The sequence below is a fragment of the Paenibacillus sp. MMS18-CY102 genome (assembly GCF_009789195.1).
In the GTDB taxonomy this organism is placed as follows: Bacteria; Bacillota; Bacilli; order Paenibacillales; family Paenibacillaceae; genus Paenibacillus_T.
This window is the reverse complement of the sequence record NZ_WSTC01000008.1, coordinates 58,416-72,705: the sequence shown is the minus strand read 5'-3', so window position 1 is coordinate 72,705 and position 14,290 is coordinate 58,416. Positions and strand designations below refer to the sequence as shown.

Annotated in this window: 12 protein-coding genes and 1 other annotated feature; of the genes, 1 reads left to right on the top strand and 11 read right to left on the bottom strand. The window is 48.2% G+C overall.

Features of this window, described 5'->3' with window-relative positions; translation table 11 throughout:
- Positions 1-17: 17 nt before the first annotated feature.
- Positions 18-257 (bottom strand) — a binding site (T-box leader).
- A gap of 101 nt (positions 258-358) precedes the next feature.
- The 11 genes from GON22_RS07750 to GON22_RS07700 all read right to left on the bottom strand — a co-directional run bounded on the left by GON22_RS07750 (position 359) and on the right by GON22_RS07700 (position 12,361).
- The gene (locus GON22_RS07750; protein WP_160395541.1) at positions 359-2,089 is read right to left on the bottom strand and encodes a stalk domain-containing protein; all 1,731 of its coding nucleotides are present in this window, start codon (positions 2,087-2,089) and stop codon (positions 359-361) included.
- Positions 2,090-2,616: 527 nt separating this feature from the next.
- Entirely contained in the window at positions 2,617-3,777 is a 1,161-nt protein-coding gene (locus tag GON22_RS07745) for a cation:proton antiporter (RefSeq protein WP_202113138.1), read from the bottom strand.
- A gap of 198 nt (positions 3,778-3,975) precedes the next feature.
- Positions 3,976-4,275 (bottom strand): DUF6509 family protein, encoded by a 300-nt coding sequence (locus tag GON22_RS07740; protein ID WP_160395540.1) that lies wholly within the window; start codon positions 4,273-4,275, stop codon positions 3,976-3,978.
- Complete coding sequence (locus GON22_RS07735) at positions 4,269-6,212, bottom strand: ATP-dependent DNA helicase (protein ID WP_160395539.1); 1,944 nt, start codon at positions 6,210-6,212, stop codon at positions 4,269-4,271. Before GON22_RS07735 ends, GON22_RS07740 begins: the two co-directional genes overlap by 7 nt.
- A 5-nt stretch (positions 6,213-6,217) precedes the next feature.
- Positions 6,218-7,429, bottom strand: a complete 1,212-nt coding sequence (locus GON22_RS07730) for an MFS transporter (RefSeq protein WP_160395538.1) — start codon at positions 7,427-7,429, stop codon at positions 6,218-6,220.
- 11 nt (positions 7,430-7,440) lie between these two features.
- A complete protein-coding gene (locus GON22_RS07725) occupies positions 7,441-7,893 on the bottom strand; it encodes a MarR family winged helix-turn-helix transcriptional regulator (RefSeq protein ID WP_336604276.1) in 453 nt (150 codons plus the stop codon).
- Positions 7,894-8,054: 161 nt separating this feature from the next.
- Positions 8,055-8,582: a GNAT family N-acetyltransferase gene (locus tag GON22_RS07720; RefSeq protein WP_160395536.1), complete on the bottom strand. Its 528-nt coding sequence runs from the start codon at positions 8,580-8,582 to the stop codon at positions 8,055-8,057.
- A gap of 164 nt (positions 8,583-8,746) precedes the next feature.
- Positions 8,747-9,319 carry a GNAT family N-acetyltransferase gene (locus GON22_RS07715; RefSeq protein ID WP_160395535.1) on the bottom strand — a complete coding sequence of 191 codons (573 nt, stop codon included), beginning with the start codon at positions 9,317-9,319 and terminating at the stop codon, positions 8,747-8,749.
- Between the two features lie 20 nt (positions 9,320-9,339).
- Positions 9,340-10,284, bottom strand: coding sequence for a DUF3895 domain-containing protein (locus GON22_RS07710; RefSeq protein WP_160395534.1), 945 nt, complete (start codon positions 10,282-10,284; stop codon positions 9,340-9,342).
- A 147-nt stretch (positions 10,285-10,431) separates the two neighbouring features.
- Positions 10,432-11,916 carry a DHA2 family efflux MFS transporter permease subunit gene (locus tag GON22_RS07705; protein WP_160395533.1) on the bottom strand — a complete coding sequence of 495 codons (1,485 nt, stop codon included), beginning with the start codon at positions 11,914-11,916 and terminating at the stop codon, positions 10,432-10,434.
- On the bottom strand, positions 11,909-12,361 hold the full coding sequence (locus tag GON22_RS07700) for a MarR family winged helix-turn-helix transcriptional regulator (RefSeq protein WP_160395532.1): 453 nt from the start codon (positions 12,359-12,361) through the stop codon (positions 11,909-11,911). Before GON22_RS07700 ends, GON22_RS07705 begins: the two co-directional genes overlap by 8 nt.
- Before the next feature lie 266 nt (positions 12,362-12,627).
- On the opposite strand from GON22_RS07700, the gene GON22_RS07695 reads away from it, so the two are divergent.
- On the top strand, positions 12,628-13,872 hold the full coding sequence (locus tag GON22_RS07695) for a voltage-gated chloride channel family protein (RefSeq protein ID WP_442954363.1): 1,245 nt from the start codon (positions 12,628-12,630) through the stop codon (positions 13,870-13,872).
- Positions 13,873-14,290 lie beyond the last annotated feature (418 nt).

The window sequence follows — 14,290 nt, the reverse complement described above, 5'->3', positions numbered from 1 at the left end:
AAAAAGACCCGTCCCTGTAAAGGGACGAGTCTTCACCCGTGTTACCACCCTAGTTCCGTCGCCATAGGCAAACAGCACTTTGCTCACATATCCATCAATATGTGTTCCGGTTAACGCTGGAATAGCGGCTAAGCCTACTGTAATTCAGCCCGCTTCTCGGAGATGGCTTTCCGTTATCGCCTGAACGTTGGTTTTCAGCAATCCCAACTCTCTGTCGGATCAGTCGAACACGTACTCTTTCTCTTCATCGAATTTAAAGTTCCGATATGAAATTACTCGTAATTATACACCCGTCAGCACAAATTGCAACTGTAATTTTCGGGACGTTGTCCGCCAATGCCTGCTCGCTTAAAATGCATTATGCTTTCGTTTTGACCTCAACCGTTCGCGTACTGGCATTCCAACTTACAGATATGCCTAACAGCGTGCCGATGTCTTTGACTGGTACATATAAGCTCCCATTCAACGTAACAGGGGCTAACGAAAGCGCCGTTTGTTCGCCTCCCACAACTGCATAAGGGGAGCCATCCGCGATGGTGAACACACGATCCCCGTACGTAACGGTTGCTTGCTTCGTTGCATTATTAAATGTCAACTTAGCTCCCACAGCTTCCGTTAGAAATCGGAATGGTACGAGCATCCGGTTAGCAGCCGTCATCATGCTTGGCTCGAACGTTTTCTCGACGCCATCAATTGTTAGCTTCGCTTGTGCTTTACTGTAGCCGCTCGCTTGCTCCGCAGAAGCTTTGAGCGGTTTCGTTAATTCAGCAGGCAAAGCGAATACATAAAGCTTGTTTTCTGCTTGTACAAGCAGCGTATCTCCAACCGTCTGGAAAGCGCCGTATGCCCGAGCGGTTGTTTGGTAGCGGAATAAAGCTTTGCCCGTCGTCACGTTTATCGCATAGACCGTTCCATCAGTTTGGCCGACATAGATGCCTGAATTAATCAGATTAAGCTGGCTAATCGGGTTGTTGACACCTTCAATGGAAACAGAGGATTGATCGACGGTTTTGCGGGCATGTAGCCCCCTATTGTCAGGGTCAACGAAAAACAGCTTGCCATTGTATGGGCCAGCAATAAATGTTCCATTATCTTGAATGAAAGCAGGCTTTACAACTTTGGGATCAGCGTTCAAGTTGTAGCGGTATACACCCTTTTTTGGGGATGTAATATAAAGATCCTGGCCATCTGCCCTTACACTGCCAAAAGACTGAGTGCCAGAATATCCATCTTCCTGAATCGGCATGTATTCTAACGTTTGCAGCTTTTCTCCAGTACGAAGTGAGAATACATCGATACGTTTTTGTGGATCATCGATATTCGGCCATTGATCCTCGTAATATAACTTATCACCGTCTGCATGTATCAGTGCAGAGTGGCTGCCTGGCAAGCTCCATTTGGTCTTGCCCGTATTAGGATCAACCGCATAGGAAGTGCCATACATAATGGCTCCCGATTCGATGGTATCTATCAAGAGCGTACCATTCACTATATAAGGTGCTCTAAAGGCAGGGATGGTTTCATTGCGCCAATTTTCCTTGCCGGTTAAAGTGCTCACGGATACAACGCCTTCGCCGTAAGCAGCATATAATGAACCGTTCACAACGCTAATGCCAAAAATCTCTTGTCCCACCTTCTTGGTCTTCGAATCAAATACTTGATAGGATCTGCCGTTTTTCCCGGTTGCGCCGTCAACCCAATAGAGCTTCCCATTGTCCCCGTAAGCGTAGATCACGCGACCATCAGTTAGAAGCCCTCCAATGTTAAGGTCTTTGCCAAATGTCCAAACATCCTTCCCCGTCTTTACATTTTTAGCCTTTAGAGCTCCTTCCTTCACGAACACGACATTGCCGCTTGCGATTACCGCAGTTGCTCGCTCTTGTGAGACATTCGTAGGCAAGCTAATATCAACAGACCATTTGGGCTTAGCTTGTGGCACGGTATTCTCTGTGCCAAACCATGCACCATCAGTGTAGCTCGTATTGAGATCGCTCCCAGCCTGTGCTTTAACCTCTCCGATTCCGTTCAACATTACTGCTGCGCTAATTGCTACTGCATAAAGGGCAGTTCTTTTAAAATGATTTTTCAATGTATAACCTCCCACTCTAGCGTTCCATCTTCGCACTCGAACGTAATAGACTGGATTTGAAGCCAATATGTTGCATACATATGGAAATTTAAATTACCTACACAAAGCTGCTCTTCATTTCATAGATTTTTTGGAGCGTAGTTCGTTGCGACGACCTATTTTTTTTCAGATCCATCATGCTTTTTTGTTAGCTCCTTCATGTTGTTTTTTGGACGCAAAAATGCCACGGTCAAGCAGCCTCAAAAGAAGCTGCTGTCGCGGCATTAGGACGCAAAAAAGATACGACCTTCATCGTATCTGCAAACAGCAATATTCACGAAAGGTTACTTAGGATGGCATACCAAATAACACGGAATTTCCCCGCATTTTTCACATATGCCTGCTATTCAGTTTTAAGGCCAAACCACCATATAAGTAGTATTTGCCATTTAAAACATCTCCCTTCGTGTTAGGAACTTGCTTATCGCTAAGCTGTATTTAAAATAACCTCTTTTGGAAAAAACAATACAATATGATGTGAATTTGTATTAATTTGTTATTTTTTTGAGTTTAGGTTGTGAACGAAACATCATTTTGAGTAACGGTGGCGTAACAAGCGTCGTTATGATAACTACCAGTACGATCGATGTAAAATACTGCTCTGGAAGCAAGCTCGCTTCAAGCCCGGTCGTTGCAATAATAAGCGCCACCTCTCCACGGGAAATCATGCCTGCTCCGATGGCAAGCGAAGACCGATTGCCAAATCCGGTCATGCGTGCGCCCAGCGCGCCTCCTAACCATTTGCTAGCGATGGCGATCAGAGCGATGAGGACGAGAAATACAATCTGGCTGCCTAGGCCCGCAAACGTAATATTTAAGCCGATGCTAACGAAAAAAACGGGGACGAACAACGTATAGGCAATCGGCTCAACCTTTTGTTCAACTTCATGCTTGAAAGGGGTTTGTGCTATGCTGATGCCTGCTGCGAAAGCGCCAATAATGCCTGCCACGCCCATCTTCTCAGCGAAGTACGCGAACAACAAACAGAACACAAGCGCAAGGCTCATGACAGCTTCTGTTACATGGATTGCAGACAAACGTTTCATCACATACGGAACGGCAAACCAACCGGCCAGCAGGATGGCGATGAAGAAAACAGCTTTTTTGATAAACACCATAGACAACGAGACGTCTGACTCTCCGCCTAACATGCTCATCATAATGGCCAGCAGCAGCACGACAATGACATCATCAACGACTGCAGCACCGAGTACCGTTGTGCCTTCCCGCGAATGAAGCTGGTTCATTTCCTTCAACGTCTGGACCGAAATGCTTACGGATGTAGCACATAATAACAAGCCAATAAAGATGGAATGGGCATTTGCCAGCCCCATTGCTTGTGCGCCCCCATAGCCACCGATGAAAGGCAGTACGATTCCGCCTATCGCAACGGCGAAAGAGGCTTTCCAATTTCGTTTGAGTTGATCTAAATCCGTCTCAAGCCCCGCTATGAACATCAGCAATACGACGCCTATCTCTGAGAAATCATGGATCAATGCGCTAGGTTCGATCCAATTAAGCACTGCTGGGCCAAGCAGAATGCCTGCGAGCAGCTTGCCAAGCACAGAAGGCTGCCCGATGCGTACAGCCAAGTCTCCGGCCAGCTTAGTTGCTGCAATAACTAATACGAGGGTTAAGAAAATAGCCAATCCCATCACGCCTTTCTTATAAATAAATGAATGCTGTATAACGCAAAAAGGGAGACTGTAAGATACAGTCTCCCCTTCCATGAACAGAGGTATCCCGTAAATGACAGGCTCCTCCAGTTCTTGCGTATGCTTTTGTTCCTTTATTATATCGAACTGCTGCCGTCCACGGCAACTTATTTCGTTTAATTTAACGCTATCTTAGTTAATCTCTCCGGATGCCAACTGCTCTCGGCAAAAATCTGCAAGGACCGCAAGCTCCTCATCCTCGAGTTCGATCTCGAGATAACGGTCCGTCGAACGCTCGCGCAGCTCATACCGAACGATGCGGGAAGCACTCTCTTCTAAGCTATAGATTACACGCGCGTACACGCCTAGCTCTTGATAAAGCTCATCGTCATCGGGCACGTCTAGATCGAGAATAAACTCATATCGTTTGCCGGCAAGAATGCCGAACGGATCTTTAATAAACTCTACGCTATATTCCGTAATCGTTAGCATGCTGACATCCTCTCTGCGCCAGGCGGCAGGAATTTCTCTACTTGCTCCAGTACATCGTGACGATTAAGCTGCTCGCCATATATAGCCACATCGCCACGATCCTCTCGCGTACGAATTAACCGGCCTACACCTTGCTTTAATCGCAGCAGCATATACGGCATGTCAACCTCATGGAATGGATCAGACGCATCCTTCCGCTTCGCAGCGAAGACCGGGTCGTTTGGCGGGAATGGCAGCGCCCATATGATGACATGTGCAAGCGACGGCCCTGGGATGTCCAAACCTTCCCATAGCGTAACCGCGCATAAAACGCTTCGTTCATCGTTTTGGAACGTAGAGATCAGGTGGCTAATTTCCGCAGAGCCCTCGAACAAGAACCGAATCTCCTTCGCCTCTGGATATTGCGCCAGATCGCGCCGGAATTGCTCTAGCTCCTCGAAGGATGGGAATAAAATAAGGGAACCGCCCTCCGATTTCTGCAATCCGGCTAGCACTGATTGCATCTTTTGAGCAGAATGGCTCTCGGATTCGGCATGAAGCGCCGTTTTCATTTGCTCGGCATAATCATATGGTGACGCGACAGTAAACGACAGATAATCCTTAATGCCTAAGCTGTGCGCAATATAATCGAATGAACCATCAACCGATAGCGTCGCCGATGAGAAAATGACGGGCATTTTCCGGGCAAATACGCGTTCTTGCAAAATCTCTTTCACCTTACGCGGCATGATGACCAGCGTAATGCCGTCCTGGTCCTCCATGACCCACGAAATGAGCATCTCCGGCTGTTTGAACAGAGAAAGCGCAAGCTGGATCATCTCGAGATGCTCTTCTACGATTTTGAGCTGATAGTCGTCAATCGTATATAAGCCGCTCTCAAATACCAGCTCCTCTTCAATCACCGCAAGCTGGCTGCTAAAACGGTTGATTTCGCGAATCAGCGAATCGTTTAAAACAATTTCTTTGCGATTCGACGCCGGAACGGCAACACTATGCTGCTCCAGCAGTTTAAACATCGATTCGCTCGCATAGATCGCTTCTTCGATAGCAAGCGCAAGCGTCTCTCGCACCTCACCATCGAGCAATCGGGTGACGATGCTCTCGAACAAGGAATGCTTCAGCTTGTACGTCAACGCTTGTTGTGCAGCAGTTTCGAGCAAATGCCCTTCGTCAAAGACGACCGAGCTATGCTCCGGCAGCAAAGGCAATTGCCCTTCGCGCTTTCTCGCATCATACGTCCATACATGCTCCATATAGAAATCATGCGAACAAATAATGAGGTCCGCCGACTTGCGATAATGCTCGCGCGAGAGCGTTTGGCCGCACCGATGGCGCTGATGGCATACTAAGCAATCCTGGAATACGTCCCAGCCAATTTCGTTCCACTCCGCGTCTGCCAACTCAGGATAATCTTTGCGATTGCCATAAGGATGAAAAGCTTGCATCGTGTCCGGCCGATGAACGAATGAAGGCAAGCTATCATAAATATCGCGGAATACTACTGCTTCCTCCGCATTAACGCGAGCTTCATCTAGCTTATTCAAACAGATATATTGATCGGGTGACTTGCCAAGGCGCGCATCGATCGTTAAGTTCAAATGCCGTGCCAGCTTCGCAATGTCGCCTTCCGGCTTCACGAGCTGCTCGATTAAGGATTCGTCCGCACAGGCGATAATGGCCGGCTTGCGGGTGTATCGTGCATAAGTAATTGCATAGAGCAAATAGACGAGCGTTTTGCCTGTCCCAACACCGGCTTCAGCGAAAATAGTCGCTTTCTCGTTATACGCACGTTCGAGCTGGAATGCCATGTAGATTTGCTCATCCCGTACCTCAAAGCCAGCTTCCGGAAGCAATTCATAAAATACGTCAGCAATCCAATCGCTTGCTTGTTGCATGAAAGGTGTACCGGGATCAAATTCAAACGGATAAGTTGTCAATCGGGCTATGCCTCCACATCGTTCGTAAACTCCATCACTCCATTATACCGCAAATAGGTAACGAATAAAATGAGGAATAACGCCATAAAGCCACCAGCGTATTGGTACATCACACTATAGGAGGTTGCAGATGAAATCGCCCCAAGCAAAAGAGCCCCAATCGCAACGCCAAAATCGGTGGAGTTATAGAACATGCTATTCGCAGCTGCATGCTTCTCCTTCGGCATAACACGGATCATCCATGCTTGCAGTGTCGGCTGAATGGCGCCAAATCCAAGGCCATATAACAACGCAGATAGGACAAGCATCGGCATGGACACTGTATGGGCAAGCACAAGCATGCTAGCAATAACGCTAATTGCAGCAGGAATAAGGACAGTTGCGGGGCCGCGGCTATCGAACAATTTGCCTGATATCGGCCTTACAATTAGGATCGTAATGACGTTGAACAAGAAAAACAGCCCAACTTGCTCCAGATGAACCGATTGCCCGAACAAAGCAATAAAGCTCAACAAGCCGCTATACGTGATGGAAAGCAACGTATTGAGCAGTGCAGGAAACAGGAGCGGTATGGGAATGCTTCTAGGCTTTGCATGATGGGCGATGATCGCAGGAGCAGCGTTCTGAAGTTTGGGTTGTGGCGGTATCGCTCGTGTGATGAGCAGCAACGGCACGATGAACAGGAGTGTCGCAGCACCTGCTGCAACGAGCGTGCCAAAACCTGCGTGCTTCATCACGTTCATCCCGATAGCCGGCCCCATCGACATGGCAAGGCTTGAAGACAAGCCGAAATAGCCAATGCCCTCTCCAATTCTAGCGGCTGGAATAATTTGCGATACAAGCGTAGGAATGATCGTGCTCGCCATGCCGAAACCGACGCCGTAGCCAGCCCGCATGGCAAGCAAAGAGCCAATAGAGCCAGCTGCGACATATAATGCTGTCGTTAAGGTGGCGAGTGCGACACCGATGTACAAAATCATTGCACGAGGAAGCTTACGCATAAGCACGGCTGTTCCAAAACGGGTTATGATAGCTGATGCTGCGAACACGCTTGTAACGAGGCTCACCCCGAGATCGCCAGCGCCGAACTCCGATTTAACGTAGGTTGGGAACGAGGATAATAACATTTGTAAATTGAAAAACAATAAAAATGAACTTACGGAAAGCGCGATAAAAGATACCGTCCATAATCTAGTTGCGGATTCTTGATGTGACATCTTCATCTCTCCTAGTTGTCTTCAATCATGCTGTCAATTTGGTCGGATATTTTGCTGATTAATCGAATTAAGGTGTCATATTCTTCAGGTGTCATGCATGATCTCACTTCTGCTACTACCTGCTTCTCAATAGGCAGCGTTTCTTGCATCATCTGCCTGCCCTTATCCGTGATGTATACGAGGAAGGAACGCCGGTCCTTCGTGCCTGCTTTTTTGAAAATCAACCCTTTCTCCTCAAGCAAGTCCAATATTCTCGTTGTCGTCGGCTTGTCCTTGCCAGCCCGTTCCGCAATCTCTTTCTGTATTAAGCCATCTGCACGGTCAATCTGGTATAAAATCGACCATTGCTCCGGTGTAATCTCGAATGGCTTTAGCCGATTTTGCAGCAGTGCCGAGAGCTTGCGATACGTCATGCCAGTCATGAAACCGATCGACCGTTCTAGGCCTTTGTGATCTATTGGCACATCAACACACATCCTTTTTGCAACCCAAAATAATTGTTATAACAACTATATATCAGACAACTAAGCCTGTCAAACCAAGTTTGGCTGAGCTTATTACGTGAAACGGCAGCTTTGGGCGCTTTCGCATCCCACGACTGCCGCTTCACCACCGTACCTTTCGTTTACAGCATTTCCTTGGTCAAGTAAAGCAATAGATCATCATCTACCTGCAATTCAAACCCTGGTTTTACTGAAACATTACGGTGCATAATCCCATGACCATCAGGCAAATAACCGCGTTTTGCGTATAAACGTTGCGCAATGCCATAATCCGCGTACAATCCAACCCCTAGGCCGACGATGCCAAATTTGCGAAAAGCGATCGATTCGATCTCAGCCATCAGCGCTTTCGCTATGCCCTGCCTCCGCATGGTTGGCCACACAATGAGGTCCTGAATTTCTGGAATGCCTTGCACCGCAAAGCTTGGATAGGCTGACGTGGCAAGAAGATGCGACCATCCGGCTAGCTGGTCTCCTTGGTAGGCGAGCAACGTGATCCGATCGCCGGACAAGTTTTCCCGCCAGCAGCACGCAACATCCTCCACAGATAATTGCCTGCCGATTTGGCCCAACGCTTCATGTATCGTAAGTATGTCCCCGCTATTCATTTGACGAACAATAGTTAAACAAGCAATCGCACGATTGGCCAAGTGATTCGCTCCTAACCTAATGTTGTAAATGCAATCACGAAATACCATAGCGATCTAACTATTTGGAATTATACTACATTTTACAATATCGGAATATATGCGCATGCAAAAAAGGCCGCGATGAATCGCAACCTTTATATGAACAAATGATTTACATTCTTCTATTATCGTGATACCACTTTCTCGAATTTGCTGAAGCCTAGTGAGGTAACGGCGATGAACGCTTCTCCCATGTAGCTATAGCCTGCTTTACGATAAAAGCTGTTCAAGAAAGGGTTCGAATTAATGCAATCCAACCGAATCCGATCTTGTCCGGGGAAACGAACCCCGCGCTCCGCCCATTGCATGATATGCTCACCTAGGCGCATGCCGCCAAAATCACGTGAGATCGCAAGCCGATGCAAATAGGCCGCTCCTTCGTGTCCCTCTTCGCCCCATAGCTCGCGGTCCCATGCGCTTGGCTGCTGCAGCAACATTACAATGCCGGCAAGCGCGTTCGCACGGCTTCCGCTTCTAAACCCATATACTTGCCCCCGGACGATAGCATCCTTCGTGTTATGCGAATCCTCGCCTTGCAGCAATCCGCTCCACTGTGTTGAACCATTGCGCTTAAACCATTCGGCCGTCTGGATGAGCAGCGCCATGACCTCTGCCGTATCATCTTCTTTTGCTTGAATTGCAAAAATATCTTCTGTCACATGTGCATCGGAAATAAAAGATGGAATCGATTCGATCATGGTTTGCCCTCCAAATAGATTCAATTGTCTAGCGGTTTCTGGAAAATATAGCAACGGTCCTCTTGGCCAACATATTCCGGCTGTACGCCGTCCAGCGACTCGATAAACGAGCAAACGCTCAAATAAAGCCTAGGTTTTCCTGTTAGAAACCTAAGATCGCTCGCACCGTGTTCCGTGATGAGCAGCTCGCAAATGACTCGGGCGCTCTTCATCCCGCTTTGCAAATAACGGCGTGTTGGCGCCTGTAAACCGTATTGCAGCTCCCATGCAGGTGATTCCTTCTGTTCCTCTGCTTGCTCCACTTGCTCCTGCCATGCAAACAAATCCAACGGTTCATCGAAGATTGTAACTTTGGCAGCGGCCGGGGACTGTTCAATTGCAGGCTTAGGGCGGCTCGGCTGGGAGGCTGTACGAATTTGGCGCAGGCGATTCACTTGCCTTTCCAATAGAGGAAGGCCTAGCCTAAGATGTGCTGCAACATCATCAGGCAATCGATCCGTTACCACTAGCTCAGGATCTTGATTCCACCCGCCATTTAGCTTGATTAACAGTTCGTCCAGCTCATAATCAATCGCTTCAAAGCCTTTCTTAATCGCTGATACAACCGAACTGTCAATCGCCAGATGCTCTTTCAAATGCTCAATGCCAAAATGCTTCACTTCGCCCGTTTCCTTATGCTCAACCCGGTGCTGGTAACGAAGCGGCCTGCCGCATTCGCAGCGCAAATCAGGCGAAACCATTCCAGCGTCAACATACCCTGTATATATCCAATCGTTAAGCAGCAGCTCGATCTGCGCAGCATCCGTATCCTCTGGGATGTGAAAGCCCTTTTGCTTTGCCATCTCATTAGCAAACACCGTTCTGCGCCCGCGAATTAACGATTCCGAAATGTATTTCTTTTGCTGCTCATTCAACAACTGAACAAGCCGATCACGTTCTTCTACCGCTAATATCAATTTCCCCACCTGCTCTCTCTGCCAGTCACCTGTCCCATTTATTAGCTAAAGTATAGCATATGACAACGCGGCAGTACTTGTGGGAAACGCAAAAACCTCCAATACCTTTAACGGCGGCATTGGAGGTTGGATGAATAAGCGAAAAGAACGTTAGCCTTAGCTCTGCGCTGTTGGCTGCGGATCCTTGGCCGGTTCTTCATGTGGCTTCACTTTACGAATGAAGAATGCAAGCACGAGCGCAGCGACTGACATCCACGTTGCAACGACGAACGAGTGGTTGATGCCATAAATTGTTGCTTCGTGCACGACACCAGCCATTTTTTCTTTATCCGAAGGATCAATGCCATTCGCCGCAACCAAATGCTTCACTTGGGATGCCGTCTTATTGGACATGATCGTAACGAGGAACGCTGTGCCAAGTGCGCCAGCGACGTTACGCAGCGTTTGCGACATGCCGGAACCATGCGCATTCAATCGTTGCGGCAACTGGTTCATGCCGGCTGTTTGGATAGGCATCATGAGCATCGACATCCCGAACATGCGAAGCGAATACATGATGAGCATGTGATTATATGTCGTATCCGAAGTCAGTTGGCTAAATTCATATGTCGTGAACACCGTGATAATAAGGCCCACAACCGACAGCCACCGGGCGCCTACTTTATCGAAAATAATGCCGGTAATCGGCGACATAATCCCCATCAGAATGGCGCCAGGCAACAGAAGCAGCCCTGATTTCAATGGCGAGAAGCCTTGAATTTGCTGCAAGTAAATCGGAAGCAAGATCATGCCAGAAAACATGGCCATCGTAACGATGACATTAATGACTGTCGTTAAGGAATACATGCTGTATTTGAAAACGCGCATCTCGAGAATAGGCTTTTCGACCGTCAATTCCCGCCATACGAACAAGATCAGCGATAAGCCGCCCACGATCAAGCTTGTAATAACAGTAGTGCTGTTCCAGCCATCCGTGCCGGCGTCGCTAAAGCCATAGAGCAAACCGCCAAAGCCTAATGTTGAAAGAACAACCCCGAGAATATCCAAGTTTGACTTTGCGTTACGTGTTACATTTTTCATCGAAATCGCGCCATAAATCAAACCAAACAACGAAATCGGAAGCACGATGTAGAACAGGACGCGCCACGAATGATGCTCTACGACCCAACCCGATAACGTCGGGCCAACTGCTGGAGCGAAGATCATCGCAAGCCCCATCATGCCCATCGCTTTGCCCCGCTGCTCAATTGGGAAGATCGTTAAGAATACGATAGACATGAGCGGCATCAGAATGCCTGCACCTGCTGCTTGGACAATACGGCCGGTCAACAATATCTCAAATGAGGTCGCTAATGCGCTTATTAAAGTGCCGACGGTAAACAAACTGACAGCGGTTATAAACAACTTACGAGTGGAAAACCGTTCGATTAAATACGCGCTAATTGGAATGAGTACGCCGTTTACAAGCATGTAGCCTGTCGAGAGCCACTGCGCTGTATTTGCTTTGACGTTTAAATCATCCATAATGCTTGGAAGCGCAACGTTTAACAACGTTTGGCTTAGAATGGCAACGAATGCCGCGATAAGCAGAGAGGCGACGATTGGCCCTCTCCGAAAGGCTGCTCCTGCTGAATTACTCATGGCTCTGTCCCTCTTTTGCTTTATTTAGAATAGATACAATTTCTTTATGAATCCGCAATAACGTTGCATGATCCTCTTCTGAGGTCTGCTGCAGTGGGAGAAGGCGCTTCAGCCTTGTCTCATACATTTTCGACCAAAGCTCCTTCCCTTCTTCCGTCAACGACAGCTTCACAGACCTTCGGTCCGTCTCTGAGCGTTCACGAGAAACCCATCCCGCCTTCACCATTCGCTCAATGACCCCGCTCGATGTGCTGTTCGTTGAGTAAATTAATTCAGCAAGCTCGGATAAACCGATATCAGGGCATTGATCCAACGTTTTCAACACTAAATATTGGACGGGCGTGACGCCATATTCATGTGCTGCACTGGATAACGTATGGTAAAAAGCTTTGTTCACTTCGCGAAACGATGCAAACACATCATGCACACGCTGAAATTCCCCCATAATGGGACCTCCTCCTCCCTTAATTGTTCTTACACGAATAGTTATTACATGAATAGTTGGTATGCGAATTATATTACTCCTAACGATCTGGTTCGTCAATTTATTTTGTTACATTGTTTCAGCCTTCATGTCAGGAGGCTTATGGAATTGACGTAAAAGCAGGCCGTCCATTACAATGAGACCATTTGATACGAACGCACTTATTGATGTGGGATGAGGGATTCAGATTGAGTCAGTACTTTTCGGTGAACAAGCTCGGGATCGGCATGAAATGGCTACTGCTCTGTTTGCTTACAGGCGGAATGGTTGGGTCAGCATCTTCCTTATTTCTATATGGCCTAGATCATGTCACGGACGCGCGCCTAAGCCATCCTTGGCTGCTATGGCTGTTGCCTGCTGGAGGCGCTCTTATCAGTTGGCTATATTTGAAGTATGGCGGTGCTGCCGCTAAGGGGAACAACCTGCTTCTAGAGCAGTCTTATGAAGAGTCCGAGGTGCGTGTCCCGCTGCGGATGGGGCCACTCGTACTATTGGGAACATGGATGACACATTTGTTTGGGGGATCCGCTGGGCGTGAAGGGACAGCCGTGCAAATTGGCGGAAGCTTAGCCGATCAGGCAGGGCGTTGGTTTAAGCTAAGCTCGCAACAACGCCGTGTTATTCTGTTATGCGGAATCAGCAGTGGGTTCGGGTCGGTGTTCGGAACGCCGCTTGCAGGAGCTGTATTCGGCATTGAGCTTATTGTCCGCGGCCGCCGGTGGCGGTATTCAGCGCTTGTCCCCTGCCTGATCACAAGCATTGTTGCTGATCAGGTGACGAGAGCTTGGGGTACGGCACATGCCCACTATTCGATTGGCATCGTCCCCTCCTTATCCGTTGCATTGCTGGCGAAAGTGATTGGCGCTTCTGTCTTGTTTGGGCTTGCTGCCCTAGTGTTCAGCGAGTTGACACATTTCTTAAAAGCTTGGTTTGCTCGTTTCCTTCCTTACGCGCCTGCCAAAAGCTTCGTAGGCGGGATAACAGTCATTGCACTCGTCTATCTCGTTGGAACCCGCGATTATATCGGGCTTGGCTTGCCGTTGATCACGCAATCGTTTCATGAAGCAGTGTCTCCAATTGCGTTTGCTTGGAAAACCTTGTTTACCTCCGTCACACTAGGTGCAGGCTTCCAAGGCGGAGAGGTTACGCCATTATTCGCGATCGGATCTTTGCTAGGCAGCGCATTGGCTGGTTTCATGCATGTGTCCGTACCGCTGCTGGCAGCGATTGGGCTAATAAGCGTATTTAGCGGCGCTGCAAACACACCGCTTGCATGCTTTGTTATGGGCTTGGAGCTATTCGGCACTGAAGGTGCACTCTACCTGTTCATTGGCTGTATGGTGGCATGGATTTGTTCATTGCATACCGGCATATACGCCTCCCAGCGGATCGGCGGAATCAAATCCCGTCTGCTCCACATGGCAATCCCGCAGACGATTGGCAACGCTAAGCTTCGCAATCCGAAGGGATAGGCGAATGGCAATCTTGAGCAATCGGCAAAAAACAAGAAATGGCGGTGCCAGGGAGGTTATCCCTGCACCGCCATTTTTGGCTTTTAGTCCAATGCGTGCATGCGACAACCATGCACAGCATACGCACAACTGCGCACCAAACTACACATTGCTTGCTCACAGGTGAGCATGACGCACACGTCACAATACGAGCACAATAGCTCGCATTACACACATTTACGGCTATGCATGCTGCCTTCATTGCAAAACATACAACGAGAAATGCCGATGTTCTCGCAAAAAAGGCCGCCATTGCAGTCTGTGCAATGACAACCAAGTAATATGGCGCAATAGACCTAATTATGCAATAAAGTAGACTAACTCATTGTATAAACTGCAATGACTTCACGTAATTGTGTTGCTTGAACCGCTGCCATTG

What these genes read in the sequence shown, in the direction of transcription:
- GON22_RS07700 (WP_160395532.1), bottom strand. Translation starts at nt 12,361, where the DNA reads ATGGGGGAATTTCAGCGTGTGCATGATGTGTTTGCATCGTTTCGCGAA.
- GON22_RS07730 (WP_160395538.1), bottom strand. Translation starts at nt 7,429, where the DNA reads ATGTCACATCAAGAATCCGCAACTAGATTATGGACGGTATCTTTTATC.
- GON22_RS07740 (WP_160395540.1), bottom strand. Translation starts at nt 4,275, where the DNA reads ATGCTAACGATTACGGAATATAGCGTAGAGTTTATTAAAGATCCGTTC.
- GON22_RS07705 (WP_160395533.1), bottom strand. Translation starts at nt 11,916, where the DNA reads ATGAGTAATTCAGCAGGAGCAGCCTTTCGGAGAGGGCCAATCGTCGCC.
- GON22_RS07715 (WP_160395535.1), bottom strand. Translation starts at nt 9,319, where the DNA reads ATGATCGAATCGATTCCATCTTTTATTTCCGATGCACATGTGACAGAA.
- GON22_RS07695 (WP_442954363.1), top strand. Translation starts at nt 12,628, where the DNA reads ATGAAATGGCTACTGCTCTGTTTGCTTACAGGCGGAATGGTTGGGTCA.